Raw genomic sequence first — 25,665 nt, 5'->3', positions numbered from 1 at the left:
TGAAACGAGAAACTAAAAAAGATACCACGGATGCTATCTCTTACCAATGAAAACGGAAAGGATAATATGAGCAGGAAATTGAAGCCAACTACAAACAGATAAAGCTGGATGTTCTGAATATGGTTGAAAGCGAAACAGAGCGTATTAAGAGCGATCCGGTTTTACAGCATATGTTACAACAGAAGTAATCCTCGACTGACTACCAAGACCGCTCTAAACAAATCCGTCAGCAATATTCTAACCTAAAATTAATAAATGCAATCTCATTCAAATGTGGAATTATTGTTTCTCATTACAATAGAATAACGGAACATTCATAACGAAGGAAAAGCAAAGAACCGCAATGGATAACTTTCTTCAATATTGCAACCCATTATCCCCGCTTGAGGCGATGGCACAAGACGAATTGTTGCAAAACATAAGGACCAGGGCTTTTGACAAAGGCGAATATTTATTACAACAAAATAAAGTTTGCAGGCAATTATTCTGTCTGGCCAATCAGCTATTAATGATTACAGATTGCACATCTCCCTGCATAGCCAGTTGCCTTTTGTACAACTGGATGGTGTTTTCAAAACCCAGGTAAAGCGCATCACAGATGATTGCATGTCCAATGCTAACTTCATCGAGCCACGGGATTTGGCTGCTAAAATAATTCAGATTCTTTAAGTCGAGGTCATGCCCGGCATTTAGTCCCAGTCCCAGTTCCCTGGCATGTTCAGCGGCTTTTACAAAAGGAGCAATTGCCTTTTCTTTATCCGATAAAAAGTTCCTGGCATAAGACTCCGTATAAAGCTCAATACGGTCTGTTCCGGTTACAGCAGCTCCTTCAACCATTTTTTCGTCGGGGTCTACAAAGATGGAAACCCGTATTCCAGCCTTCTTAAATGTCCTGATGATGTCCGTTAAATAATCTTTGTATTGAATAGTGTCCCAGCCGTGGTCAGAGGTTAACTGGCCGGTGGCATCAGGCACCAGGGTTACCTGGTGGGGCTTTACTTCCAGAACGAGGTCGATAAATTTCTGTTCCCTGCAATTGCCTTCTATATTGAATTCTGTGGTCAGCAGGGGCTTCAGGTCGCGGACATCCTTATACCGGATATGGCGTTCATCAGGCCGGGGGTGCACCGTAATGCCATCAGCTCCAAAAGCCTCCGCGTCCAGCGCCATTTTTATCAGATCCGGATTATTACCGCCACGCGCATTGCGTAAGGTAGCAATCTTATTAATATTTACTGATAATTTTGTCATACCCGTAATTTTTATGAGGAAAAAATGCTTGTATTAACCTTTGCAAGGTACACTAATTTGAGTTCCTTTTTTACCGGGAAAGGCTAGAGGAAAGGTCTAATCGTCCGTAAGGTTTGCTTTTACAGCCGAGTCCTTCTGTGCAGGGGTTAACGTATGCTTATTGCCATAGATCGCATCTTCCCAGCCGCCATAGGTAATGTTGGGCAGTACAATATAGCGGGTACCAAAATCTGCTGCATGCTCTTTTACATGCTGCAGGCGCTCTTCCGTTGATCTTTTGTCCCATAGTGCGCTGAAGTCAGCAAGGTTATCGCCTAAGAATAGTACTATATTGTATTTTTCAGCAACAGCCTGGCGGCGGCTTTCTTTTGAGCTGATGTCTTTCATCAGTATGAGGTGCTCATTGTCTGCAAAAGGAAAGTTGAATTTTTTAAGATTGGCCAGTGTGCCTGCCCGCTCCTGCTCATCCCTGTTAGTAATGTAAAAAACGGTTACATTTCTGGCTGCAGCATAATTAAAAAAATCGAGGCTGCCGGCCAAAGGCGTAGCCACACCTTTGGCAGTCCACTCATGCCATGTTTTATTTTCATAATCAAGCCCCTGCAAAGCACGGGAAACGGCATAGGGACTGTTATCCAGAAAGGTTTCGTCAATATCGGTTACGATTGCCAAAGGCCTGGATGAGCTGTCCTGCAGTATTTTATCAAGACTGGTACGGGCGGTATTATAAGCCTGGTAACAAAGTGCCGCGTATTCTGCGGCCTTCTGCTGAAACAGCGATCCCCATAATTTACCATCAATAACAAGGTGGGATTGTTCCGGATTTTTTACAGTAGTCTTTGTAGCAGTGCAGGCACCACCTGCTGTTAAAAGCAATAATAACAACGCTCTTTTCATGCAAACTGATTGGGTCTTAATTATTCAGCACACCTTCTTCCAGTTCAGTAATGAGCAGTTCCCGGTTATCTGTGATCCATTCAGGTACAGGAAGCTTGGAGGTAAGCTGCCATTCATTATCTTCTTTAGCCAGCCTGAAGAACAGGCGGTTGCCCCGGTCGTCTGCTGTGTCTACATCAAAAACGTAGGTGCCGGCATTGTTATTTTTGCGGTAGTTAAACTCTCTCAGTCTGCCATTAATTTTAATAAGGCGGGTAAAGTGGACTATTTTATTAAATGAAGTATGCATAATCTTATTCTATCAATTTTTGTGCTAACTCTTATTGTATATATGTGTCAAAAACATTTTTCATAAAATACAAAACAGCAGTAAGCGCCATCAGGCCGTCTAAAATAAAATAAAAAAGGTAATCATTCTTGGATTTTATCGCAAGCGGGTATAAAAAGTAGGTAAACAAACCAGGCGCAGCAAGAAAGATAAGGTCTGTAATTGATTGATTATAAATATATAATATTCCCGAGCTGAAAAGGTTCAGCACAATAAAAACAATGAAAAGAATTTTTATTTTGTTCAAGGGTAAGATGGTCACCAGGCTTTTAACACCTGTTTGTTTGTCGAACTGGCGATCCCTGATGTCAAATAAGATACAGATGGCAAACAGCAGCGTAAACCGGTTAAAGATATAGATATAAAAGGAAGCCTTCCAGTCTGCATGTACAATAAAAAAGGGCAGCACGGCGGTTACATAGGTCCACATGGCTGCCAGCAGGAAGGTTTTGCCCAATATGTATTTTTCCAGCCTTTTAAAAACAGGATGCGGAAATTTTGGAGCAGTATACATGAGTGTTAAGCCAACGGCAGGAATAATGTAGCGCCAGTAACCCGCCAGTTGCAGCAGGAAAATACCTGTTCCAATGGCGCTGATGATGAAAAAGGCAGCATGCACTTCTTTGTGATGCTTCAGCCAGCTGGTGCGGGTAGCGGTAACTTCCACATCGGCATTGGTCAGGTACCAGTGGATGCTGTAGCTGGCCAGTGTAGAAAAAAATATAAAAGCTACAAAATGGACCGGCAGTTTACCAAGATGGAATGAAGCAACCGTACAGATGCACATTGCTACTGCACAAAAGGCAATAAAGAGATTGCTGAAAACAAGGAAATCAAAAACATTGCGTCCTTTGCTGATCATTTAAACCGATTTCTCTGCAAACTTAACTTCTTTAAGCATCTGAAAACAGATTTGTACCTTTGCAGACGCATTTTCTAATTTTAATGAACGAGCTCAGGGACCGGATATTTTCAGTTGATGAACAAAGCTTTGAAGCAGTGGCAAAGGAACTGTTTCTTTTTCAATGTGAAAATAATGCCCTGTACCGGAGCTATGCAGATAGGATTGGCTGCAATGTTTTAGCAGTGAACCATCTTGCTGATATTCCTTTTCTGCCGGTCAGCTTTTTTAAAACGCACAAGGTTACCACAACCCGGTTTGAGCCGGATGTCATTTTTGAAAGCAGCGGAACCACCGGAACCATTAACAGTAAGCACCTGGTGAAGGACGCCGGTATATATGTGGAAAGTTTCAGGAAGGCGTTTACCCGGTTCTATGGCCCGGTAAAAGACTTTTGTGTGCTGGGGCTGTTGCCCTCTTACCTGGAAAGGGGGCATTCTTCCCTGATTTTTATGGTCAATGACCTGATCAGGGAAAGCGGCCACCCGCAAAGCGGATTTTACCTGAATAATTTTGAGGAGCTTTCCCGTACCCTGGATGCCGTGGAGGCTGCAGGACAAAAAACGCTGCTGATAGGGGTTACCTATGCCCTGATCGATTTTGCTGCCCGGTTTCCCAAACAGCTGCAGCACACCCTGATTATGGAAACCGGTGGCATGAAAGGCCGGAGGCGGGAACTGATCCGCGCAGAAGTGCACGATTTATTAAAGAGTGGGTTAGGCGTTTCCCGGATTCATTCTGAATATGGGATGACGGAGCTGCTTTCCCAGGCCTATTCAAAAGAAAACGGCCTTTTTAATACTCCTCCATGGATGAAAGTGGTTTTAAGGGAGGAAGAAGATCCGCTATCCGTTCTGACCGCGCCGGCACGCGGCGTTCTGAATATTATAGACCTGGCTAATATTTATTCCTGCAGCTTTATTGCAACAGATGACCTGGGGGTGGTTCACCCTGATGGCTCTTTTGAAATACTGGGCAGGAGGGATAACAGCGATATAAGGGGATGCAGCCTGCTGGCGCTTTAAAATCTTTTATTACTATTAACAAGGCTTTGTTTTTCTTTGCAGCTATGAGATTAAAACTCTTGTTCCTTATATTATTACTGGGTGCAGTAAATGGTTTACATGCCCAGGTAAATGAGGCTGTACAGGATTCATTAGATAATGAGCGGCTGGCACAGATGGTTACGCTTTCTGAAATTGTGGTCAATAATAGGCTCAATGTGCCCAGCTTTATTGATCGTGTTAAAAAAGACACCACGTTTTACAAGGCATTTAAAAATTTAAGGGTGCTCAGTTTTTCTTCTCTCAATAATATTGTAATGAAAGATAAACGGGGCAAACAGATAGCGTCTTTAAACAGCAAAACGCATCAGACCTATAGTAGGGGGTGCAGAACCATGAGCAAGGAATATGAAACAACAACGGGTGACATGGTGGACGAGAACGGCCAGTATAATTATTATACGGCAGAGCTGTATGCCGGCCTGTTCTTTACCAGCGGAAAAGTTTGCGGAGAAAATAATATTGTGGGGAATGCAGGGTTGAACCCAAAAGATAAATCGGGCATTGAAAAAAGAAAGGAGCAGTTAAAAATGCTTTTCTTTAACCCTGGAAAGAAAATACCCGGTATTCCGTTTATGGGTGAAAAGAGCAACATTTTTGATCCCCGTGTGGCGGATCTGTATGATTATAACATTGATTATGTTTCTTACAACGGGCAATATGCGTATAAATTTGAGATCAAAGCCAAAGAAGGGCTGAGCGCATCTGACCGTAACAGGATCGTTTATAATAATATGACCACATGGTTTAATGACCGCAGTTTTGAGATCATGGGCAGGGCCTATGATCTTAGCTATAACACCGGCGCTTATGATTTTGATGTGCATATGGAAGTGGAGCTGACACATGCGGGACGGCTGCTGGTTCCCAGTGTGCTGCGCTATAACGGCAACTGGGATGTGATCTTTAAAAAACGGGAGCGCGGCCTGTTCACGGCAACGTTGTTCAACTTCAAATAGATTCCTGCTTTTCTGTGTACACCCGCAAATTTTTAGGATGAACGGTGCCATTCTTCCTGAATAAATTTGTATTTTCCCTTCTTAATGATCGTTATTATGAGAAGGTTGTTTTGTTCCCTGGCGCTATTGGGCTGCTTTTTAGCACAGGGCCAGGTAAGCACAAGGCTGAGCACGGCAATGGAAGCATTTAATGCAGATGCACAGTTAAGCCATGCGCTGGTTTCCCTGTACGTGATCAATGCAAAGACCGGAGCAGTGGTTTTTGATCAGAACAGCAGTATGGGCATGGCTACTGCATCTACAGAAAAGATCATTACAGCAGCTACTGCGTTTGACATCCTGGGAAAAGATTTTAAATATGAAACCCGGTTCGGGATCGTAAATACACCCAGGGGTAAAAGCCTGTATATTGATCCATCCGGGGATCCTACGTTAGCCAGCTGGCGCTGGGACGACACGAAAGCACCTGTTTTCCTTTCCAAACTAAAAGCTGCCATACAGCAAACAGGTGTAAAAGAGCTGCACTCTGTGATTATCTATACCGGGCTCTGGGGCGATGAAACCATCCCGGATGGGTGGATCTGGGAGGACCTGGGGAATTATTACGGTGCGGGCGCGCAGGCCCTGAACTGGCGCGAGAACCAGTTTGACCTGATATTGAGATCCGGTGCGGAAGGCAGCCCGGTTTCGATTGTAAAAACAGACCCCTATTTATATGATTATGCCATCACTTCCAAAGCTACGGCAGGAAGTAAGACCTCTGATGATAACACCAATCTGTATTATCCTTCTATGGGCAATAAAAAAGGAATACTGACCGGAACCATCCCGGCAGAAAAAAAAGGATTTGTTATTTCAGGATCTATTTATGACCCGGCTAATCAGTTTGTGAAAACGGTCATCAGCAACCTGAAAGGAACCGTAAGCTTTGCAAGCGACAAGATAACGGTTACAGCTAAAGAAGAAAAAAATGTAAACTGGTTTTTTACAAATGCATCTCCCGATCTTTCTAAGATTATCTATTGGTTTTTGCGGAAAAGTGTGAACCTTTACGGGGAAGCATTATTAAAAACGGTTGGTCTTAAGCAAAAAGGACAGGCAACAACCGATAACGGCATCGATGCGGAAAAAGAGTACTGGAAAGATAAAGGAGTAGACCCGGAAGAGCTGCACTTATACGATGGCTCGGGTCTTTCGCCACAAAACAGGATCACCACAAAGGCACAGGTCACTATTTTAAAATACGCACAGCAGCAGCCCTGGTTTGCAGACTATTATGAAGCGTTCCCGGTGTACAATGATATGAAGATGAAGAGCGGAACGATCAACCGCGTAAAAGGGTTCTCTGGTTATCAGCAATCGAAAGATGGCGATCAGTATATTTTTTCGATGCTGGTCAATAATTACAGTGGTAGCCAGTATGCACTTATCCGGAAAATGTATAAAGTACTGGATGAGCTGAAGTGAGTAGGCTGCTATCAGTGGTCAGTTTTCAGTAATCAGCTATAAAAATTGCGTATTAAGTATCCGGAATGGGACTATCGACGGACTATGAGCCATTCCGGCAAATCCGAAAAAAAATACATAAAATCACAAGCATATGAAATTCAATCCATCAAGATATAAGGAAATGGAATACCGCCGTTGCGGCGTTTCAGGAATAAAGTTGCCCGCCATCTCGCTGGGCCTCTGGCACAACTTCGGGGATGTGGATGATGAGAAAACCTACCGGAAAATAATACATACGGCTTTTGATGCAGGGATCACGCATTTTGACCTGGCCAATAACTACGGACCTCCTCCCGGCTCTGCGGAAACCAATTTTGGAAAGATCCTGCACAGTGATCTTAAAAAGCACCGTGATGAGCTGATCATTTCGTCAAAGGCCGGCTATACCATGTGGGACGGGCCTTATGGCGACTGGGGGTCAAAAAAATACCTGGTTGCCAGCCTGGATCAGAGCCTCCGGCGGATGCAGCTGGACTATGTAGATATCTTTTATCACCATCGTCCTGATCCTGAAACACCGCTGGAAGAAACAATGACGGCACTGGACCTTATTGTTCGGCAGGGAAAAGCCTTATATGCGGGAATTTCCAACTACCCGGAAAAGGAGGCGGCGAAAGCATTTAAAATCCTAAAAAAACTGGGTACTCCCTGTTTAATCCATCAGCCCAAATACTCTATGTTTGAGCGTTGGGTGGAGGGGGGGCTGCTGGATCTGCTGGAGAAGGAAGGAGTTGGATGCATCCCTTTTTCCCCGCTGGCCCAGGGCTTATTAAGCAATAAATACCTGAAAGGGATTCCCAAAAACTCAAGGGCTGCTAAAAAGCACGGCTTTCTTCAAAAGTCGGCAATTACGCCTGAGAAGCTGGAACAGATAAAGGCATTAAATGAACTGGCGGAAAAACGTGGGCAAAGCCTGGCACAGATGGCGCTTGCCTGGTTATTAAAGGATAAAAGAATCACATCTGTGCTGGTGGGTGCCAGCAGCAGTGATCAGTTGCTCGATTCCTTAAAATGTTTGCAGCACAAAAACTTTTCCAGAGATGAGTTGTTGCATATAGAACAGATCCTGAATAGCGGAAAATAGCGGGAAACTGTTTTGCATTGTACTATATCATTTAAAAGCAGGCCGTATGAAATGGAATTTTGCAAACCGTATTTTTATTGTATGTTTTTTTGTGCTGGCTTTAGGTTTTACCGTTGCAGCAAAGAGCACCTCCCTTAGCGGCAGTTGGAGGCTTACTAAGGGAAATGATACATGGATACTGATGGCAATGGATGGTTATTGTATGATAACGCATTATGATTTGTCTGGTAAAAAGTTTCATAAAACATTTGGTGGGCTTCATACTGTTGAAAATGGTAATTTAACGATCAATTACCGCTTCTGTTCTGATAATAAGGCAAAAACAGGGACCAGCGAGGTGTTTACCTGGAAGGTAAAGGGAGATAAGGCAATAAGTAATTTGTCTGGCGAAGAAGGCGAATGGCAGAAAGTGGGTGCAGCCGATAATAAAATGAGCGGAATATGGCGCATCACCGGCAGAAAGGAGGGCAATGTGGTAAAGGACATGCCACTGGCTCCCCGCCGCACCTTAAAATTCCTGACCAATGACCGCTTCCAATGGGCGGCTATAAATGTTGAAACAGGAGAATTTTCGGGAACCGGGGGTGGCATGTATACTTTTAAAAATGGCGTATATGCAGAAACGATCGAGTTCTTCTCCAGAGATAATTCCCGTGTGGGAATGACGCTCGAATTTAAAGACCACCTGGAGGGACAGAACTGGATACATACCGGTGTTAGCTCAAAAGGAGCGCCTATTTATGAAGTGTGGTCAAAAATGGAAAAAGAATTGTAAAATACAAGAAAGGCGACAAAAAGCATATACCTTTGTGACAAAAGTCGGGTTATAAAAAACACACTAAAAGAGATTCCCTTATCAAAGACGCTCCGCTTCCAATGGTTTCAGATTTTGAAGCCATATACGAAATCCGCCGGGAAGTTTCCAAAAGAGCACCGGATGTAAAGGATTTTACATTCACAAAATTTAAAAAAATTGCAGATAAAAGCCCCTTTACATTAAATGAATGGGCCGATCTGCTTTATATCAATGAACGCACTTTGCACCGCTATGCAAAGGATGGAAGCGGTTTTAATGGTCTTCAGATTGAACGGATCCTTTTACTAGAAACGCTCATAGACATTGGAAATGACTTTTTTGGTAAAGAGGGATTCCGTCAGTGGATAAACAGCCGGCCTTTTTCTTTAAATGGTGCATCAGTAAAAGAGCAGCTTACAACACATACCGGGATAGAGGATGTCATTGCTTTACTTCATCGTCTTGAACACGGAATTTCTGCCTGATGCTTGGTTTATCGCCTGGTAAACGCTCCCTACAGGGAAGATATTTCCGGCTTTGGCGCTTTTTTATTTGGAGGTCGCTGGAATTCAAAAGGAGTATATGCGCTTTATACTTTTGAACACATTTCATTGGCTGCACTGGAGATTGTTGTAAATTTTGACCGTGGTTTGTACAGTCTACGGATGAACTACTACCTGTTAACCATTGAAGTGCCCGAAAGCCCCGGGGTGCAGGTTCAACCAGCTATTCTAAAGGATAAATGGGTGGAGGATATGGAATATACCCAGTTTATGGGCGACCAGTTTCTGCTGCACCGTTCCCACTTAATGATGCGGGTACCTTCCGCAATAATTCCGGAAGAGTCTGATGTTTTACTAAACCCGCAACATCCCGATTTCAAAAAAGTAAAGATAACAGCATCCAGGCCGTATGGGCTGGATAACCGGTATTTGGATAGCGGGTTATAAAAAGGGATTGTTTCAAAAACGCATCGGCTATACCGGATGAGCGCTGATTCATTGATTGCTATATTTTAAAAAGTGGTAAACTTCCCAAAAAATTCGGGTTCACACCAGGTTACATCCTCTTTTTCATAGATCGTATTGGCTGTTTCGATAACGTTTATAGGGTTTTTGCTTTGTAACAGCACACTATAAGCCCCCTTTTCTATTATTGTAAGTTCATATTTTGAGGTAATGGCTTCCAGATCGGCATTTTCTTTTAAGGAAAGGGAGAGGTTGCCGGTGAGGAGGACCCTGGTGCTTTCTTCGTATTTTGTTTTTACCACAGAGGGGATGGCAAAAAGGATACTGCCACTTACAGACCGGAGGTCTACGGGTTCTGTAAAATCTACCCTGAAAAACCCGTTGCCCAAGGAGCCGATTTGCGTTATCTTATTCTCAAATGATGGAAAATCAGCCTTTTTGGGCTCTGTATTCCCGTTAACCTTTACAGACCAGACTGTATTATCATAATAGAGGGGAATTTTTTTATTATTGTACCAATAATAAGTCTCTTTGCCTCTTTTAATCTGGCCGGAGTCAGCCATATTGTCTTTTTTACAGGAGAATAATAAGGCCGTTAAAAGAATAAGCAGGAATCCCTGTAAAGCGCTTAGGTTTGTTTTCATATTGTTTGTATTAAAACAGCAATCGGTTTATAACTGTTATAACGAACAGGATCTATGAAACGCAACAAACCCTGAAAATCTTTTAAAATGCGGCCGGCTTCAGGTTAAGCCCCGTTCTTTCGTCCAGGCCAAACAGCAGGTTCATATTTTGCACGGCCTGCCCGCTGGCGCCTTTTAATAAATTGTCTGCTGCAGAATGAATTACCAGTTTGGTTCCTACTTTTTCTAACTGGATCACTGCTTTATTCGTGTTCACTACCTGTTTCAGGAAAATAGGCGCGCGGCTAACGGTGGTAAAGGGATGCTCCTTATAAAAGTCTTCAAAAATGACGTAAAGCTCATCCAGTGAAAGATCAGTGGTTACGGTAGAACTTATAAAAATACCGCGTGTAAAATCTCCCCTCCAGGGAACAAAGCTTAATTCAATTTCTGTTCCGGGTTGCAGCTGATCCAGTGATTCGCCGATCTCTCCCAGATGCTGATGGGTAAGGGTTTTGTAGGCCTGTATATTATTGGCTCTCCAACTGAAATGAGAGGTGGCGGCCAGCTTTTGCCCTGCGCCTGTAGATCCTGTAATGCCTGTGGTATAGATCTCTTTCAGGACGCCGGTATTGGCCAGGGGCAGCAATCCGAGCTGAATGGTGGTGGCAAAACATCCCGGGTTGGCAATGTTTGAAGCCGTTTTTATGGCCTCGCGGTTCAGTTCCGGCAAACCGTATACAAATTCCCGGTTCAGTTCCGGTTGCTTACGATCTTTTCTCAGACGGAAATCATTGGCCAGGTCAATGATCTTTATGGATGGGTTGATGGAGGTTTCCCGAAGAAATTTTGTGGACTCTCCGTGTCCCAGGCAAAGGAACAGCACGTCAATATCCTGTGCTATTTCACTGGTGAACTCCAGGCTGGTGTCACCAATCAGGTCGCTATGAACATCTGTAACCGGCTTACCTGCATTGCTCCGGCTATGGATAAATGAAATATGCACAGACGGGTGATTGATCAGTATCCGTATTAACTCGCCACCGGTATAGCCGGCCCCGCCAATAATTCCAGCTTTTATGCTCATTGCTAATTTTTTTCAGGAACCAGGCAACAGCCTGGTGTTATAAAATATGCTGCTTTGCAGTCTTACAAATTTACACGATCCTTCTCTGTTGAAGGTTGGGAATATACAATAAATTCCAGTAATTCCTCATGCTCATTACAGATCCTGTGCTTTTGTCCCGCCTGTATCTCTATCCCTTCCCGTTGCTGAAGCTGAAAAGATACCTGGTCAATCTCGAACGTGGCAGTTCCTTTCAATATATAAAAAAACTGGACCGCCCTATTGTGATAATGAAGCTGTTCACCACTTCCCGCAGGAATTGTTTCCTGTTTTACGGATAAATGATCGGCAGATAACACAGCCGCTCTGCATCCCGGGCCCCATGTATAAGCATAAAGCGGCTGTTCCCCGCTTACAACCTTATTTTTGGCTGGCATATTCTTTTATCTGGTGATAGATGGAAGTCTGGTTTCCGAATATTCTTGTAAAACCTTTTACGTCATCACCGGTAAAGCTTCTGTTGGTCTCCCCATAACTTCCAAACTCATTATTCATCAGATCGTAAGGGCTTTCAATACCCAGTACCTGATAGCGGTAGGGGTGCAGCTGTAAAAAAACGTCTCCGGTCACATTGCGCTGGCTGCTTTCCAGGTACGCCTCTATATCGCGCATTACGGGATCCAGTATTTGCCCTTCGTGCAGCCAGGTACCATAAAAGGAGGCGATCTGATCTTTCCATTGCAATTGCCACTTGCTCAGCACATGCTTTTCCAGCGCATGGTGAGCTTTAATAATTAAAATAGGCGCAGCGGCTTCAAAGCCTACCCGGCCTTTAATGCCAATGATGGTATCTCCTACATGAATATCTCTTCCAATGCCGTAAGGTCCCGCAATTTGCTGTAAATGCTGAATGGCTTCCACAGGATGATCAAAGGCCAGGTCATTTACTTTTTTTAGTTCCCCCTGCTCAAAAGAAAGGGTTACGGGCTCTGTTCCGGTCTTTGTAACCTGGGTAGGCCATGCATCATCCGGGAGATACCCGTTTGAGGAAAGGGTTTCTTTCCCCCCAACGCTGGTGCCCCAAAGGCCTTTATTGATAGAGTAGACCGATTTTTCAAAATTCATTTCCACGCTTTTGCTTTTCAGGTATTCTACTTCGGCGGAGCGGCTGAGGTTCATATCCCGTATGGGAGTAATGATCTCCAGTTCCGGAGCCATGATCTGGAAGACCATATCAAAGCGTACCTGGTCATTCCCGGCACCGGTGCTGCCATGCGCAATGGCATCTGCATTTATTTCACGTGCATACTTTGCAATATGGAGCGCCTGGCTAAGCCTTTCAGCCGATACGCTCAGCGGATAGGTGTTGTTTTTTAAAACGTTTCCATAAATGAGATAACGTATAATGGAGTCGTAATAGTTTTTTACGGCATTGACTGTTTTGTGTGATTTTACGCCCAGTTTTTTTGCATGTTCCTCAATTCTTTTCAGCTCCTCTTCAGTAAAACCACCGGTATTTACAATAATGCTGTGCACTTCATACCCTTTGTCATCTGTAAGGTATTTAACACAAAATGATGTGTCTAAACCTCCACTAAAACCCAGTACAACTTTTTTAGCCATTTTGATAGTAGAATTATATTAATTAGTGAAATAAGTTAAAGAATGATTTTATGGTTCCGGACCCGCTGCCGGACTTGTCTTTTTTGCGGAAGGCTTTTAAGAACTTCCATTGTTTTAAGCGCTGCAGGCGCTCCAGCCCGGTTTTGTTTTCTTCAAAGAACGCTTTTGTCTCTTCCGGTTCATAATGATCTTTGGGGTCATAAAGCATGGCAGTGCACATACAGTTCTTACGATCTTTGCCCATAAGGATCTCATAGTTCACACAGCTTTTGCACCCGGCCCAGAACTCTTCATCCTGTGTGAGCTCTGAATAGGTAACAGGTTCATAACCCAGGTCGCTGTTGATCTTCATTACAGCCAGACCCGTGGTCAGCCCGAATATCTTGGCTTCAGGATATTTCTGACGGCTGAGCTTAAAAATAGTTTGTTTAATTTGTTTGGCCACACCGCTTTTCCTGAAATTGGGCGATACAATCAGGCCGGAGTTAGCTACATATTCGCCATGGCTCCAGGTTTCGATATAACAAAAGCCTACCCATTCCCCGTCTGTTGTAAGGGCAATAACAGCCTTGCCTTCATCGATCTTTTTTTCAATATATTCTGGGCTTCTTTTGGCAATACCCGTTCCGCGGGCTTTTGCTGAAGCCTCCATTTCATCTGTAATGATTTTTGAGAATTTTTTATCGGCAGCACCTGCTACTTTAACGATAATTTCCTTGCTAAGATTGTCCACGATGTGTAATTGAATTGAATTGCGGAAGACCAGTCCTGATTAGATGTTTGGCGGAGATTTTTCACTGACAGGGCCCAGGTCAGGGGTTTGTCCTGTCAGCAATCAGGACAGCGCATCGGTCGTGGAAAACATACAATAACATCAAACCCCACTGCGTAGATGCCGGTGGTGATGCCTGCGTAAAAGGCAACATGTTTTGTATGCTTTAAAAAGTTATTCATTTAAAAACAAATTGTACTTTCGATCAGCAAAAATAATGCAATCTTGAATATTGCACATTAAAAATTTTATAATAAACCGTTTTTTATGGAAACATTACCAGTTGAGAACCAAAAGAAAGCGAACAGACGTTCGGGCTGCGGCAGGTATGTGCTGCTGGCGTTGCTGGCCGTTACCCTTATAGGAGGCTTTTATATTTACTGGCATTATTATAATGTTTTTGGGGAAGGGGTAAAGTCCGGTATTCTGAAAAATGTGGTACGGAAAGGGCAGATCTTTAAAACATATGAAGGAGAGCTGATACAGGCGGGCATTAAAGGCGCTGTGGGTGGGGGCGCACAGTCGAACAATTTTGTTTTTTCTATTGAAAACAAGCGCATTTATGATACCCTTGCGCTGCACAGCGGCAAGCGCTTTGATCTGCATTATAATGAATACCGGGGTGTATTGCCCTGGAGAGGCAATACGGTTTATATTGTGGACAGTATTCTTTCTATGACAGATTCGGGTGTTTCAGTGTACTAATAAAAAGATGGCCGGTTTTTTGTGCAGATCTGTTTTTTCCTGCTGCCATTGCCGGACCGTTTTGGTTTTAATAGATGCATCCGGCGCCGTAATGTTTACTGCAATACAAAGCTTTGTACGGGGATGACAATGCTTTAACAATGTTTGGAGCAACTGGTTATTCCTGTAAGGTGTTTCAATAAATATCTGGGTGCTGTTTTTCTTTTGTGATTCATTTTCCAGCTCTTTGATGGCTTTAATACGTTGCTGGTTGTCTATCGGGAGGTACCCTACAAAACTGAATTGCTGTCCGTTCAGCCCGCTGGCCATCAATGCCAGTAAAACAGAGCTGGGCCCTACCAAAGGTATTACTGTTGCATTGACTTCCTGTGCGGCTGCTACCAGTAACTGACCAGGATCTGCCACTCCGGGCACTCCTGCTTCACTGATAATGCCGATGGTTTGTGCTGCTTTTAATTTCTGACGGAATTGCTGCAATACCTCTTCTTCTGCCTTTTGAATCCCTACCCATTCAAAATTGTCGATAATAATCTCCCTTTTCAACTGTTTCAGATAACGGCGGGCAGTGCGCTCATTCTCTACAAAAAGTACTGAGCATTTTTCAATGGCTTCCAGGATATATGCGGGCAATACCTCCAGGTTGCTTTCATGTAAATAGGTTGGAATTAAATAAACCGTTGCTGTCATAGAGCAATGTTACGATAAAATTGTTCGTGACTGATTTGAAACCGCAAAAGTATATAATAAGGCTGCGAAGCCGGGAGCTCCGCAGGATATACTTTGCCGGCAGGTGCTTATACAACCCCCTGTGCCAGCATGGAGTCGGCTATTTTAACGAAACCGCCAATATTGGCTCCCTTCTCGTAATTAATATGCCCATTGGTCTCTTTGCCAAATTTGAGGCACAAATGATGAATGTCCTGCATGATGTTTCTTAATTTATGGTCCACCTCTTCCCTGGACCAGGAGTAACGCTGGGAATTCTGAGACATTTCCAGCCCCGAAACGGCCACACCACCTGCATTGGCGGCCTTTCCGGGAGCATAAAATATGTGGGCCCTGTTAAAAACTGCAATAGCTTCGGGTGTACAGGGCATATTAGCGCCTTCTGCAACACAGAAACATCCGTTCTTAATAAGCGCTTTGGCATCATTTATATCCAGCTCATTTTGAGTGGCATTGGGTAAGGCAATATCGCATTTTACCTTCCAGGGCCGCTCTCCCGGGAAGTAGTTGCATTTATATTTGGTTGCATATTTTTTGATGCGGCCACGCAGATTATCTTTCAGGTGTTTTATATACTCCAGCTTTTCCTGGTCAATGCCTGTGGGGTCATAAATATACCCCTCAGAGTCGGACATGGTTAATACTTTAGCCCCTTTTTCGATACATTTTTCAGCAGCAAACTGGGCTACATTACCGGAGCCGGAAATAACCACTTTTTTGCCCAGCAGTGTATCGTTGTTGGTTTTCAGAATTTCTTCAACAAAATAAACCAGGCCATAACCGGTAGCTTCCGGGCGGATCAGGCTGCCGCCCCACTCATAGCCTTTGCCGGTTAATACGCCGTTGAATGTACCGGTAATTCTTTTGTATTGCCCAAAGAGGTAGCCGATTTCCCTTTTGCCCACACCAATGTCTCCTGCCGGAATATCGATGTCATCCCCTACATGCCGGTAAAGCTCGGTCATAAAGCTCTGGCAAAACTTCATTATCTCGTTCTCGGATTTGCCCTTGGGGTCAAAGTCTGCACCGCCTTTGCCGGCCCCCATGGGCAGACCGGTGAGGCTGTTTTTAAATATCTGCTCAAAAGCCAAAAATTTTAAAACGCTGAGGTTTACTGACGGGTGAAACCGGAGTCCTCCTTTAAACGGCCCTATGGAACTGTTCATCTGAACACGGAACCCCCGGTTTACCTGCACTTCTCCCTTATCATCCAGCCAGGGTACGCGAAAAATGATCACACGTTCCGGTTCTACGATCCGTTCTAAAATCTTGCTTTTCTTGTATTGGGGTTGCGATTCTATATACGGGATGATGGATTCCGCCACTTCAGTAACTGCCTGTAAAAACTCCGGCTCCCCGGCATTTCTTACACCTGCTTTTTGTATAAAATGCCTGATCGTTTCGTTCATATTTTGGATTTAACTATGAGACTGAAAGAATTCAGGCGTGGAAAATACGTAATTATCGGTTTAACGGTTATTAGTTTTGAGGAATTACAAGCAACGAAAATCAATACTGTGCCTTCCCTCCGTATGCCAGGTCGCCGGCATCTCCCAGGCCGGGAACGATATAGCCTTTGGCGGTGATCTCTTCATCAATATCAGCACACCAGATCTTCAGATCCGGGTGCTCCCGGGTTACATATTCAATGCCTTCTGAGCAGGCAATAGCTGCAGCAACATGAATGACCCTTGGCTTACCTACATCCTTTAAATACTGGATGGTCTTTACCAGGGAAGCTCCTGTGGCCAGCATAGGGTCTGAAATGATCAGGAAACGGCCATCCAGCGGCGGGCTGCTTAAATATTCCACATTAATGGTAAAGCTGCCGTCTTTATGGTGCTTACGGTAAGCGGAAACAAAAGCATTGTCTGCCTTATCAAAATAATTCAGCAGTCCCTGGTGCATAGGCAGCCCGGCTCTAAGGATAGTAGCCAGCACCGGTTGTTCTTTTAATACCCGGGAAGGGGCAATGCCCAGTGGTGTTTCTATATCTGTGGTTTCCCAGGCCATTTCCTTGCTGATTTCATAAGCGATCACTTCGCCGATCCGTTCCAGGTTTCTCCGGAAGCGCATCCGGTCATTCTGAACGTCCACATTGCGCAATTCGCTTACCCAATTAGTAATCAGGCTATGTTTTTCGCTTAAATTGATGATCATGATTGCTCCGTTGTTTATAGTTGTTGCGTTGAAAGAATAAAAATAAGATAATATACGGATTTGAGAATTGAGTTTTCAGTTATTAGTATTCAGTTTTCAGTCAATCGTAATGCTGTCTGCTGCTAACTGTCCGCTAATTTCCCTGAATCTTCTATTTTTGACATCACTAAATGTTGCATGAATGATCTACAGGGCTATTGGAATCATGAGCGGAAGCTCGCTGGACGGGCTGGATATTGCGTTTGTGGAGTTCCATGAAAACGGGGGCAAATGGGAGTTTGAAATTCAGCATACAGAATGCGTGCCCTATACTGCTGAGTGGAGGGCACGACTGGAGAAGGCGGTGCTGCTGAGTGGCCTGGAGTATCAGCTGCTGCACGCGGATTACGGGCATTATATAGGGCAGCAGATCAATGCGTTTATAGACAGGTACCAGTTGCATTATAAAGTAGCCGTAATCGGCTCACACGGGCATACCACGTTTCATATGCCGGAAAAAAAGATGACCGCACAGGTAGGAGATGGCGCTGCCATTGCCGCGGAAACCGGTTTGCCGGTTGTATCAGATCTGCGGGGGATGGATGTGGCTTTGGGCGGACAGGGCGCACCTATTGTACCTGTTGGCGAAAAATTATTGCTGAACCGGCATCGTTATTTTCTGAATATTGGTGGCATTGCCAATCTTTCTATAAACGGGAATGTGTATACCGCTTTTGATGTTTGCGCGGCAAACCGGGTACTGAATATGCTGGCGGCGGAGGTGGGGAAGGAATTTGATGCTGATGGCGCACTGGCACAAAGCGGTACGGTAAACGAGGCCCTGTTAAGAGAATTGAACGGGCTGGAATATTATACGTTGCCTGCTCCCAAGTCCCTGGCAAATGATTTTGGAACGGATACGGTCTTTCCCATTATAAAAAGACAGGGCGGTAGCATTGAAGACCAGTTAAGGACTTATGTGGAACATATCGTTCAGCAGGTGAGTAAAGCGCTGGATACGGATCCGGCTTACCACAGGGAAGCGCATTCGATGCTGGTAACCGGCGGCGGCGCGCTGAATACTTTTTTAATGGAACGTATGAGCGCTGTGCTGCATGTAAATGTAACCGTGCCGGATATAAATCTTATACAATATAAGGAGGCCATGATCATGGCGCTGATTGCCGTGCTGCGCTGGAGGGAGGAAACAAACGTATACAGTTCTGTAACGGGAGCCGGCAGGGACAGTGCGGGTGGCGCCTTATGGCTGGGCACAACTGCCTGATGTACCGCTGTTGGCAACTACAGGAACTTTTCACTTGAATTGTAATCAGTAATATCATTTCAGATATTACCAACATACTTTACCTTTGAGCCATGGAAGTAAACGAGGCTTTAATTGATAAACTGGCACATTTGTCAAAACTTACCTTTTCCAGCGAGGAAAAACAGGAGTTTATGGGCGACCTGGAAAAGATGATCGGTTTCGTGGAAAAACTGAACGAACTTGATCTGAACGATGTGGAACCGCTGATGCATATGAGCAATGAAATAAATGTACTGCGTAAAGATATCGTTCAAGGATCTATATCCCGGGATGAAGCATTGCTGAATGCTCCCGCTACAGACGGCGTATTTTTTAAAGTACCGAAAGTGATCAGGAAATAAGTGGCTGTATCCATTATTCATATCAGCGATCTGCGCAAAAGCTATTTTATGGGCCAGCAGGAACTGCAGGTGCTGAAAGGTGTAGCGCTCAACATCAATAAAAATGAATACGTCGCGCTGATGGGGCCATCGGGCAGTGGTAAAAGCACCCTAATGAATATTTTGGGTTGCCTGGACACGCCTACATCCGGTACTTATGTGCTTAATGGTAAGGATGTGAGCAAGATGGAAGACAATTCGCTGGCAGAAGTGCGCAACAGGGAAATTGGATTTGTATTCCAGCAGTTTAATTTATTGCCCCGGTTAACGGCGCTGGAAAATGTAGCGCTGCCTTTAATTTATGCTGGTGTAAAAAAAAGCGAACGGAATGAAAAAGCCCTGCGCATGCTGGAACTGGTGAACCTTACAGACCGGTCGCATCACAAGCCCAATGAATTAAGCGGTGGTCAGTGCCAGCGCGTGGCTATTGCCCGTGCACTGGTCAATGATCCTTCCCTGGTGCTGGCAGATGAACCTACCGGTAACCTGGATACAAAGACCTCTTACGAGATCATGGATATATTTGACCGTATTCACAGTGCCGGTAATACAGTGGTACTGGTCACCCACGAAGAAGATATTGCCAACTGTGCCAACCGCATTGTGCGCCTGCGCGATGGGGTTATTGAAAGTGATCTTGCCGTGCAAAAGGTGGTTCATGGTTCATAGTCGATAGTCCATCATTATATTGTTATCTCAAATCCCGATTCTCAATTCTTAACCTCATGTCATTTCGTATTTATACAAAAACAGGAGATAAGGGCACAACTGTTTTAATAGGCGGCACCAAGGTTTCCAAGGCGCACCTGCGTATTGAAAGCTATGGTAATGCCGATGAACTGAACGCTTATATCGGTCTGTGTAGAGATCTTTTACCGGACATCCATACAAAAGAAATTTTACGGGAAGTACAGGATCGCCTGTTTACCATCGGGTCTGTATTAGCACAGGACCCCGGTAAAAAAACAAAAATGGCGTTGCCGGATCTGCATAAAGAAGATATTCAATTGCTGGAAAAGGAGATCGATGCCATGACCGAAAAACTGCCGGCCATGCAATCGTTTATCCTGCCGGGAGGGAGTATACCTGTGGCACAGTTACATATAGCGCGTTGTGTTTGCAGAAGAACAGAACGCTCCGTGGTTCGCCTGGCAGAGGAATCGCCCGTTGAAGCGATCGTGCTCAGCTATTTAAACCGCCTCAGTGATTATTTATTTGTATTAGCCCGTTATACCGCGTGGCAGTCCGGAATCACAGATATTCCCTGGAAACCACGTATTTAACAAAATTTTAAAGAAGGCTGGAATCTGAAATAGTCTGATTTTGAAAGCTATTCGCGTCCTGTAAAATATTTATTGCATGGCTTGGCATAAATATTGGTTAAATACAAGCAGTTCCTGTAAAATTAAAATCGTAAATATGAAAACAATAACAAAATTATTTCTGGCTGTTGCCTTTATCAGTTCCTTAAGCCTGATGTCCTGTGAGCGTACAAGAGACGGGGTTGGGCTGGATGCGATGTACAATGCCATTTCTTCCGGCCGGTGGTATGGCTGGACCACAACGCTTACCCCCGGAACCTCTACCAATAACCTGGCAGCAGATCAGTATGTAGAGTTTGGCAAGTCGAACGGAACGGCCTATGTATACAACAAAGACGGCAGCCAGGTACCTGGGTCCCAGCATACTTTTTCCTTTTCTGATACAAAAACCATGATCTTTGACGGGGTTACCTATAAGATCAAAGAAAATTTTGCCGGCAGCTTTAAAACACTGACCCTGGAAAATGAGAGTGGAGGCATAACAACCACCCAGGCATTCTCCCGTTAAATTTTTGACAATAAAAAATAGAAAGTATCCCGGCTGATCTGCCGGGATTTTTTTATACAATCAGCCCATCCTTCATATGAAGGGTACGGTCGCTGATGGCGGCCAGTTCTTCGTTATGGGTCACAATTAAAAAGGTCTGCAGAAAACGCTCCCGCAGGCTGAAAAACAGGTCATGCAACTCCCGGGCATTGGCAGTGTCTAAATTGCCGGTAGGCTCGTCTGCAAATACGATCTGGGGCTGGTTGATCAATGCCCTTGCCACCGCCACCCGCTGCTGTTCTCCGCCACTCAGCTCATTGGGTTTGTTATCCAGGCGGTGATCCACGCCAAGCACGGCTAACAGTTCCCTGGCTCTTTCCGTAACTTCTTTTTTCCTGCGCCCGGCCAGCCATGCGGGTATACAAACATTTTCCAGTGCAGAAAATTCAGGAAGGAGGTGATGAAACTGAAATACAAAACCAATATTCCTGTTGCGGAACGCTGCCAGTTGTTTCCCGGTCAGGGAACTGATGGCAATGTTGTTCATGGTAACGCTGCCTGCATCCGGTTTGTCCAGCGTGCCTAAAATATGCAATAAAGTGCTTTTCCCGCTTCCGGAAGGCCCTACAATAGACACGACTTCTCCCTTGTTAATGTCAATATTAACGCCCTTCAGCACCTGTACGGTGCCGTATGCCTTATATATTTGCCTGCCGGAAATCATTCAGAATCATACTTTATGATTTGTCAAATATCCGCAAATAGCATTCAACAGCAAAATACAATATTGGGTATTGCTAAATAGTACCACCATTAAAAAAAATCCTGTTTGAGAAATAACTGAATACAGTTACTTTTGCAAAAATTTTGAATCCACCTGAACCTTGCTTCAGGAACTCTGTTTAATATAAAAAACCGAATGTAATATGTTTTGGACACTTGAGTTAGCCTCCTATTTAGAAGATGCCCCGTGGCCAGCTACCAAAGATGAACTGATTGATTATGCAATCAGAAGCGGAGCTCCAATTGAAGTGGTAGAAAATTTACAGGAACTGGAAGATGAAGGAGATGTATATGAAACGATTGAAGACATCTGGCCTGACTACCCAACCCAGGAAGATTTTCTTTTTAACGAAGACGAGTATTAAGAAAAAATCAGCAAAAAGTTAAAAGCTACCAGCCGGTAGCTTTTTTATTTTATTGATGACCTGCTAACAGGAAGTAAAAGGCTTTAAAAAGAGTTATCCGCAGTGCCCATCCGGAGTGCAGGAAGGGCCTTCGGTAAGCTCAAAAGGCGGTTCAGGATTTTTTTCACGCCATTCTGAAAATGCCTTTTCAAGGGTTTGAGTAAATGCTTCAGGAGGCTGGGCACCGGAAACGGCATACCTGCGGTCAAATACAAAGAAGGGAACACCTCTTACACCTATCTGCTGTGCCTCGTCTATATCACGGTTTACTTTAGCTGCATATATCTCATTTGTCAAAGCTTCATTTACTTCCTGTTCAATAAGTCCTATTGCCTTGCCCAGCTCCGTCAGTGTTGCCTTGTCGGCAATATCTTTCCCGTCTGTAAAATAGGCCTTAAAGAGCTGTTCTTCGGCTGCATCATCCAGCCCCTTTGTTTTTGCCATCTGTATCAGACGGTGCGCATTAAAAGAATTAACGGTTATTACTTTGTCAAAATGATAATTCAATCCTGCGTTCTTTGCAGTTTGCGCTACGTGGTTCAGCATTCCTTTTACCTGTTCTTTTGAAAAGCCTTTTCTTTCAATAAGGTACTGTTCATGATCCAGCTCTTCTTTTTCAGGAAGTGTGGGATCTAACTGAAAGCTTTTCCAGCTGACCTCTATATTTTTTGCGTTTGTAAATTTTTCAAAGGCGGCTTCAAAGTTCCTTTTACCAATATAACAGAACGGGCACATAACATCGCTCCATATTTCCACCTGCATTTTGGAATGACTCATATAAGATCATTTTTATTTATTACCGGTAAAATGTATAACAGACGGAAAAGCCGGTTTGTTCTGCCGGAAGCCCGTTTACCGGTCCAGCTCCATCTTCAGTTTTTCTTTCAGCTCTTTTACCAGGGGATATTTCTCAATCATCTTCTGGTATTGCTGAACCGCAGTTAAAGGCTTTGGTTCATCAGTTTCAGCAGCCTCTTTGTTTTCCCTTTTTATAATGTAGAATTGCAGCTGGCTGTTGGAAAGCTTTTTCTGCAAAAATTCCGAGGCTTCCGTTTTGCAGCTTTCCACAAAACGGTATTCAATAGCATTGGCTGTGTAAACATAAAAAGAGTTGTCATCCAGCACTTTTAATTGCGCCAGGCTAAAGCTTTGTGCCGCAGAGTTTTTATTTTGTTTCAGGTGCACAATAAATTCCTCCCAGGCAGCTGTCAGGGCCTCCCGGGTAAGCGGATGATCTACCTGCTCTACATGTGTTTCCTTAAACTGTTTCCTTAATTTTTCAAGACTGCTGATCTTTTTGGCCGGAGCCGGAGCAACTGGTGATTGAGGCACTGTAACAGGCCTGGGTTCCGGTTCTTCAATGATCAGTTTGGAGGCGCCCGGCCCGGCTGCCGGTTTCACTGCAGTGTCCGTTGCTTTTTTAGCGGTTTTTGTTCTGGCCAGCACCGGCTGAATGTTCCTGAACGGAAGGGCTGCAGCTTTTTCAACTATTTTTTTTTATGTAATTCCCCGTCTCCCGAAGTTACTTCCAGGGCCTGTTGCAGGTAGCAGAGTTTTATCAGCGTCAGTTCAACATGCAGGCGTTTATTGCGCGCAGCGCGATAATTGATCTCTGCCTCGTTTAAAATATTTAATGCGCTTATCAGGAAAGGTGCCGGTACCCTGCGCGCCATGTCCATATATCGCTGCCTGAAGCTTTCAACGGTGTCCAGCAGCGCTACCACTTTTTCGTCGCTGCTTACCAGCAGGTTCCTGATGAATGCTGCAAACCCGTTTAATACAAGATCTCCTTCAAAGCCTTTGCGGTTAATATCATCATACAGCAGCATAGCGCCGGCCAGCTCCTGTTGAAGCATATCTTCCAGCAACCTGAAATAATAATCTTCATCCAGTATATTCAGGTGTTCCAGCGTATTGGAATACGTCAGCTCTCCGTTCGTAAAGCTTACGATCTTATCCATAATGCTTAATGCATCGCGCATACAGCCCTCGCTTTTCTGGGCAATGGTTTGTAAAGCTGCCTTATCAGCAGTTACGCCTTCTTTTTCGCAAATAGCTTCCAGGTGCGTTACCGTGTCATTGGTAGTAATCCTTTTAAAATCAAAGATCTGGCAACGGCTCAGGATCGTAGGCAGGATCTTGTGCTTTTCAGTGGTTGCTAAAATAAAAATAGCATAGGGGGGAGGCTCTTCCAGTGTTTTTAAAAACGCATTGAAAGCGGAGGAGCTTAGCATATGCACCTCATCTATGATGTACACTTTGTATCTGCCGGCCTGGGGAGCAAAACGTACCTGGTCTACCAGGGTACGGATATCGTCGACAGAGTTGTTGCTGGCCGCATCCAGCTCATGGATATTGAGTGAAGTGCCCTGGTTAAATGAAATGCAGGAATTGCATTCATTACAGGCTTCACCTTCTGGGGTGGGATGCTCGCAGTTGATCGTTTTTGCCAGGATGCGGGCACAGGTGGTTTTACCTACGCCTCTTGGTCCGCAAAACAGGAAGGCGTGCGCTAACTGGTTCTGTCTGATCGCGTTTTTAAGCGTTGTGGTAATATGCTGCTGGCCCACAACCGTGTCAAAGGTTTGTGGCCTGTATTTCCTTGCTGAAACAATAAATTTATCCATTAAGATCTCCTGCTATTATGCAACAAATGTAACATAAATGAAGTAGATTTTGTTGGCGGGGGCAGGGATGTGGAAAAAAGGGAACTTAACCGGCGGTACACTGTAAGGACTATCCGGTTACCTGATAAATGATTCTTTGTCTGGAAGAAAACAATAATTCTATACGGGCAGTAAATTTTGGACAAATAAGTTATCCGGTAGAATTTTTCTGCAAAATGTAATGAGCGATTGTTTTAATCGCTGAGGGCTCAGAAAAAAGTATTCGTTTAATTTTTAATTGTTCTGCTCATTCATTATTTTTAGGGTATTAACAAATTATTATAATTTGAGTTGGTTGCAGGAAAAAGAGCTGTTTAAGAAAATAGCTGAGGGTGATGAGTCAGCATTTAAAATAATATATTTACGTTATACGGCAAAGCTCTATCCGCATGTATGCAAGTTACTGAGCGATTATGTATGGGCTGAAGAGATCATTCAGGATGTTTTTACACAGCTGTGGCAAAACCGGGCTATGCTGGCTGCAATTGATAATCCCGCTGCTTATTTATACCGCATGGCAGCCAACCGCACACTGGATTACCTGAAGCATAAATCAGTAGAGATAAAATCGCAATACAAGGTAAAACAGCTTGTTAAAGCGATCAATAAAAGAAACCCGGAGCAGGAATTTGATGTAAAGCAGCTGGAACTGCTTTTTTCACAGGCCATTACGCGGCTAAGCCCCCAGCGTAAGAAAATCTTTATTATGCGGCACGAACTGGGGCTGCACTATGATGAAATCGCCTCTAACCTTCAGCTGTCAAAAAATACCGTTCGTAATCATTTATCTGAATCGCTCCAGATGGTACGGAAATGGATGGTACAGCAGGGAGTAACCTTTATTTTAATTTCTTCCTTTTTTTTAAATGTGCCTTAGTACATAAT

Annotated in this window: 31 protein-coding genes; 15 read left to right on the top strand and 16 right to left on the bottom strand. The window is 44.2% G+C overall.

Annotated features, from left to right (window positions below):
• Positions 1-498: 498 nt before the first annotated feature.
• The 4 genes from A8C56_RS15990 to A8C56_RS15975 form a co-directional block, all read right to left on the bottom strand.
• A complete protein-coding gene (locus A8C56_RS15990; RefSeq protein WP_067758131.1) occupies positions 499-1,251 on the bottom strand; it encodes a pyridoxine 5'-phosphate synthase in 753 nt (250 codons plus the stop codon).
• Positions 1,252-1,347: 96 nt separating this feature from the next.
• A complete protein-coding gene (locus A8C56_RS15985; RefSeq protein WP_067758128.1) occupies positions 1,348-2,148 on the bottom strand; it encodes a 5'-nucleotidase, lipoprotein e(P4) family in 801 nt (266 codons plus the stop codon).
• Between the two features lie 16 nt (positions 2,149-2,164).
• Positions 2,165-2,437, bottom strand: coding sequence for a hypothetical protein (locus tag A8C56_RS15980; protein ID WP_067758125.1), 273 nt, complete (start codon positions 2,435-2,437; stop codon positions 2,165-2,167).
• Positions 2,438-2,468: 31 nt separating this feature from the next.
• Complete coding sequence (locus A8C56_RS15975; protein WP_067758112.1) at positions 2,469-3,338, bottom strand: UbiA prenyltransferase family protein; 870 nt, start codon at positions 3,336-3,338, stop codon at positions 2,469-2,471.
• Between the two features lie 83 nt (positions 3,339-3,421).
• On the opposite strand from A8C56_RS15975, the gene A8C56_RS15970 reads away from it, so the two are divergent.
• The 7 genes from A8C56_RS15970 to A8C56_RS15940 all read left to right on the top strand — a co-directional run bounded on the left by A8C56_RS15970 (position 3,422) and on the right by A8C56_RS15940 (position 9,739).
• Positions 3,422-4,402 carry a long-chain-fatty-acid--protein ligase gene (locus A8C56_RS15970; RefSeq protein WP_067758109.1) on the top strand — a complete coding sequence of 327 codons (981 nt, stop codon included), beginning with the start codon at positions 3,422-3,424 and terminating at the stop codon, positions 4,400-4,402.
• Between the two features lie 44 nt (positions 4,403-4,446).
• Positions 4,447-5,400 (top strand): hypothetical protein, encoded by a 954-nt coding sequence (locus A8C56_RS15965; protein WP_067762162.1) that lies wholly within the window; start codon positions 4,447-4,449, stop codon positions 5,398-5,400.
• A gap of 96 nt (positions 5,401-5,496) precedes the next feature.
• Positions 5,497-6,867 carry a D-alanyl-D-alanine carboxypeptidase/D-alanyl-D-alanine endopeptidase gene (gene dacB / locus A8C56_RS15960; protein WP_067762160.1) on the top strand — a complete coding sequence of 457 codons (1,371 nt, stop codon included), beginning with the start codon at positions 5,497-5,499 and terminating at the stop codon, positions 6,865-6,867.
• A gap of 133 nt (positions 6,868-7,000) precedes the next feature.
• Positions 7,001-7,993, top strand: a complete 993-nt coding sequence (gene mgrA / locus A8C56_RS15955) for an L-glyceraldehyde 3-phosphate reductase (protein WP_067758106.1) — start codon at positions 7,001-7,003, stop codon at positions 7,991-7,993.
• Positions 7,994-8,039: 46 nt separating this feature from the next.
• Positions 8,040-8,768: a hypothetical protein gene (locus A8C56_RS15950; protein WP_084490245.1), complete on the top strand. Its 729-nt coding sequence runs from the start codon at positions 8,040-8,042 to the stop codon at positions 8,766-8,768.
• A gap of 101 nt (positions 8,769-8,869) precedes the next feature.
• Positions 8,870-9,274: an antitoxin Xre-like helix-turn-helix domain-containing protein gene (locus tag A8C56_RS15945; protein ID WP_067758103.1), complete on the top strand. Its 405-nt coding sequence runs from the start codon at positions 8,870-8,872 to the stop codon at positions 9,272-9,274.
• A 3-nt stretch (positions 9,275-9,277) separates the two neighbouring features.
• Positions 9,278-9,739, top strand: a complete 462-nt coding sequence (locus A8C56_RS15940) for an RES family NAD+ phosphorylase (protein ID WP_067758100.1) — start codon at positions 9,278-9,280, stop codon at positions 9,737-9,739.
• Between the two features lie 65 nt (positions 9,740-9,804).
• On the opposite strand, the gene A8C56_RS15935 is transcribed toward A8C56_RS15940, so the two are convergent.
• The 5 genes from A8C56_RS15935 to A8C56_RS15915 all read right to left on the bottom strand — a co-directional run bounded on the left by A8C56_RS15935 (position 9,805) and on the right by A8C56_RS15915 (position 13,802).
• Entirely contained in the window at positions 9,805-10,401 is a 597-nt protein-coding gene (locus A8C56_RS15935) for a hypothetical protein (protein WP_067758097.1), read from the bottom strand.
• Positions 10,402-10,483: 82 nt separating this feature from the next.
• Positions 10,484-11,467, bottom strand: a complete 984-nt coding sequence (argC, locus tag A8C56_RS15930; RefSeq protein ID WP_067758094.1) for an N-acetyl-gamma-glutamyl-phosphate reductase — start codon at positions 11,465-11,467, stop codon at positions 10,484-10,486.
• A gap of 62 nt (positions 11,468-11,529) precedes the next feature.
• On the bottom strand, positions 11,530-11,883 hold the full coding sequence (locus A8C56_RS15925) for a cupin domain-containing protein (RefSeq protein ID WP_067758092.1): 354 nt from the start codon (positions 11,881-11,883) through the stop codon (positions 11,530-11,532).
• Positions 11,867-13,069: an argininosuccinate synthase gene (gene argG / locus A8C56_RS15920; protein ID WP_067758090.1), complete on the bottom strand. Its 1,203-nt coding sequence runs from the start codon at positions 13,067-13,069 to the stop codon at positions 11,867-11,869. Before argG ends, A8C56_RS15925 begins: the two co-directional genes overlap by 17 nt.
• Before the next feature lie 22 nt (positions 13,070-13,091).
• The gene (locus A8C56_RS15915; RefSeq protein WP_067758087.1) at positions 13,092-13,802 is read right to left on the bottom strand and encodes a GNAT family N-acetyltransferase; all 711 of its coding nucleotides are present in this window, start codon (positions 13,800-13,802) and stop codon (positions 13,092-13,094) included.
• 306 nt (positions 13,803-14,108) lie between these two features.
• Here A8C56_RS15915 and A8C56_RS15910 point away from each other — a divergent pair, with 306 nt between their 5' ends.
• A complete protein-coding gene (locus A8C56_RS15910; RefSeq protein ID WP_179946945.1) occupies positions 14,109-14,546 on the top strand; it encodes a hypothetical protein in 438 nt (145 codons plus the stop codon).
• On the opposite strand, the gene A8C56_RS15905 is transcribed toward A8C56_RS15910, so the two are convergent.
• The 3 genes from A8C56_RS15905 to upp form a co-directional block, all read right to left on the bottom strand.
• Positions 14,535-15,233, bottom strand: a complete 699-nt coding sequence (locus A8C56_RS15905) for an SAM-dependent methyltransferase (protein ID WP_067758084.1) — start codon at positions 15,231-15,233, stop codon at positions 14,535-14,537. The genes A8C56_RS15910 and A8C56_RS15905 overlap by 12 nt on opposite strands.
• Before the next feature lie 107 nt (positions 15,234-15,340).
• Positions 15,341-16,681 (bottom strand): NADP-specific glutamate dehydrogenase, encoded by a 1,341-nt coding sequence (gdhA, locus tag A8C56_RS15900; RefSeq protein ID WP_067758081.1) that lies wholly within the window; start codon positions 16,679-16,681, stop codon positions 15,341-15,343.
• 100 nt (positions 16,682-16,781) lie between these two features.
• Positions 16,782-17,432 (bottom strand): uracil phosphoribosyltransferase, encoded by a 651-nt coding sequence (upp, locus tag A8C56_RS15895; RefSeq protein WP_067758077.1) that lies wholly within the window; start codon positions 17,430-17,432, stop codon positions 16,782-16,784.
• A 181-nt stretch (positions 17,433-17,613) separates the two neighbouring features.
• Here upp and A8C56_RS15890 point away from each other — a divergent pair, with 181 nt between their 5' ends.
• The 5 genes from A8C56_RS15890 (at position 17,614) to A8C56_RS15870 (ending at position 20,948) form a co-directional block, all read left to right on the top strand.
• Positions 17,614-18,696, top strand: a complete 1,083-nt coding sequence (locus tag A8C56_RS15890; RefSeq protein ID WP_067758075.1) for an anhydro-N-acetylmuramic acid kinase — start codon at positions 17,614-17,616, stop codon at positions 18,694-18,696.
• A gap of 92 nt (positions 18,697-18,788) precedes the next feature.
• Complete coding sequence (gatC, locus tag A8C56_RS15885; protein WP_067758073.1) at positions 18,789-19,079, top strand: Asp-tRNA(Asn)/Glu-tRNA(Gln) amidotransferase subunit GatC; 291 nt, start codon at positions 18,789-18,791, stop codon at positions 19,077-19,079.
• Positions 19,080-19,787 (top strand): ABC transporter ATP-binding protein, encoded by a 708-nt coding sequence (locus A8C56_RS15880; RefSeq protein WP_317041075.1) that lies wholly within the window; start codon positions 19,080-19,082, stop codon positions 19,785-19,787. It begins immediately after the preceding gene.
• A 56-nt stretch (positions 19,788-19,843) separates the two neighbouring features.
• Positions 19,844-20,401, top strand: coding sequence for a cob(I)yrinic acid a,c-diamide adenosyltransferase (locus tag A8C56_RS15875; protein ID WP_067758070.1), 558 nt, complete (start codon positions 19,844-19,846; stop codon positions 20,399-20,401).
• Between the two features lie 136 nt (positions 20,402-20,537).
• On the top strand, positions 20,538-20,948 hold the full coding sequence (locus A8C56_RS15870; RefSeq protein ID WP_157098008.1) for a hypothetical protein: 411 nt from the start codon (positions 20,538-20,540) through the stop codon (positions 20,946-20,948).
• A 52-nt stretch (positions 20,949-21,000) separates the two neighbouring features.
• On the opposite strand, the gene A8C56_RS15865 is transcribed toward A8C56_RS15870, so the two are convergent.
• The gene (locus A8C56_RS15865; RefSeq protein WP_067758065.1) at positions 21,001-21,651 is read right to left on the bottom strand and encodes an ABC transporter ATP-binding protein; all 651 of its coding nucleotides are present in this window, start codon (positions 21,649-21,651) and stop codon (positions 21,001-21,003) included.
• 202 nt (positions 21,652-21,853) lie between these two features.
• Here A8C56_RS15865 and A8C56_RS15860 point away from each other — a divergent pair, with 202 nt between their 5' ends.
• Positions 21,854-22,075, top strand: a complete 222-nt coding sequence (locus tag A8C56_RS15860; RefSeq protein ID WP_008585537.1) for a DUF2795 domain-containing protein — start codon at positions 21,854-21,856, stop codon at positions 22,073-22,075.
• 93 nt (positions 22,076-22,168) lie between these two features.
• On the opposite strand, the gene A8C56_RS15855 is transcribed toward A8C56_RS15860, so the two are convergent.
• From A8C56_RS15855 to dnaX, 3 genes are all read right to left on the bottom strand, one after another.
• Positions 22,169-22,891, bottom strand: a complete 723-nt coding sequence (locus tag A8C56_RS15855) for a DsbA family oxidoreductase (protein ID WP_084490244.1) — start codon at positions 22,889-22,891, stop codon at positions 22,169-22,171.
• 75 nt (positions 22,892-22,966) lie between these two features.
• A complete protein-coding gene (locus A8C56_RS25105) occupies positions 22,967-23,515 on the bottom strand; it encodes a hypothetical protein (RefSeq protein WP_245645531.1) in 549 nt (182 codons plus the stop codon).
• Between the two features lie 86 nt (positions 23,516-23,601).
• Positions 23,602-24,741 carry a DNA polymerase III subunit gamma/tau gene (dnaX, locus tag A8C56_RS25100; RefSeq protein WP_067758059.1) on the bottom strand — a complete coding sequence of 380 codons (1,140 nt, stop codon included), beginning with the start codon at positions 24,739-24,741 and terminating at the stop codon, positions 23,602-23,604.
• A gap of 325 nt (positions 24,742-25,066) precedes the next feature.
• Between dnaX and A8C56_RS15840 the strand changes: the two genes are divergently transcribed.
• Positions 25,067-25,657, top strand: a complete 591-nt coding sequence (locus A8C56_RS15840) for an RNA polymerase sigma-70 factor (RefSeq protein WP_067758057.1) — start codon at positions 25,067-25,069, stop codon at positions 25,655-25,657.
• Positions 25,658-25,665 lie beyond the last annotated feature (8 nt).

Source organism: Niabella ginsenosidivorans (genome assembly GCF_001654455.1).
In the GTDB taxonomy this organism is placed as follows: Bacteria; Bacteroidota; Bacteroidia; order Chitinophagales; family Chitinophagaceae; genus Niabella; species Niabella ginsenosidivorans.
This window is presented reverse-complemented; position numbering and strand designations above follow the sequence as displayed.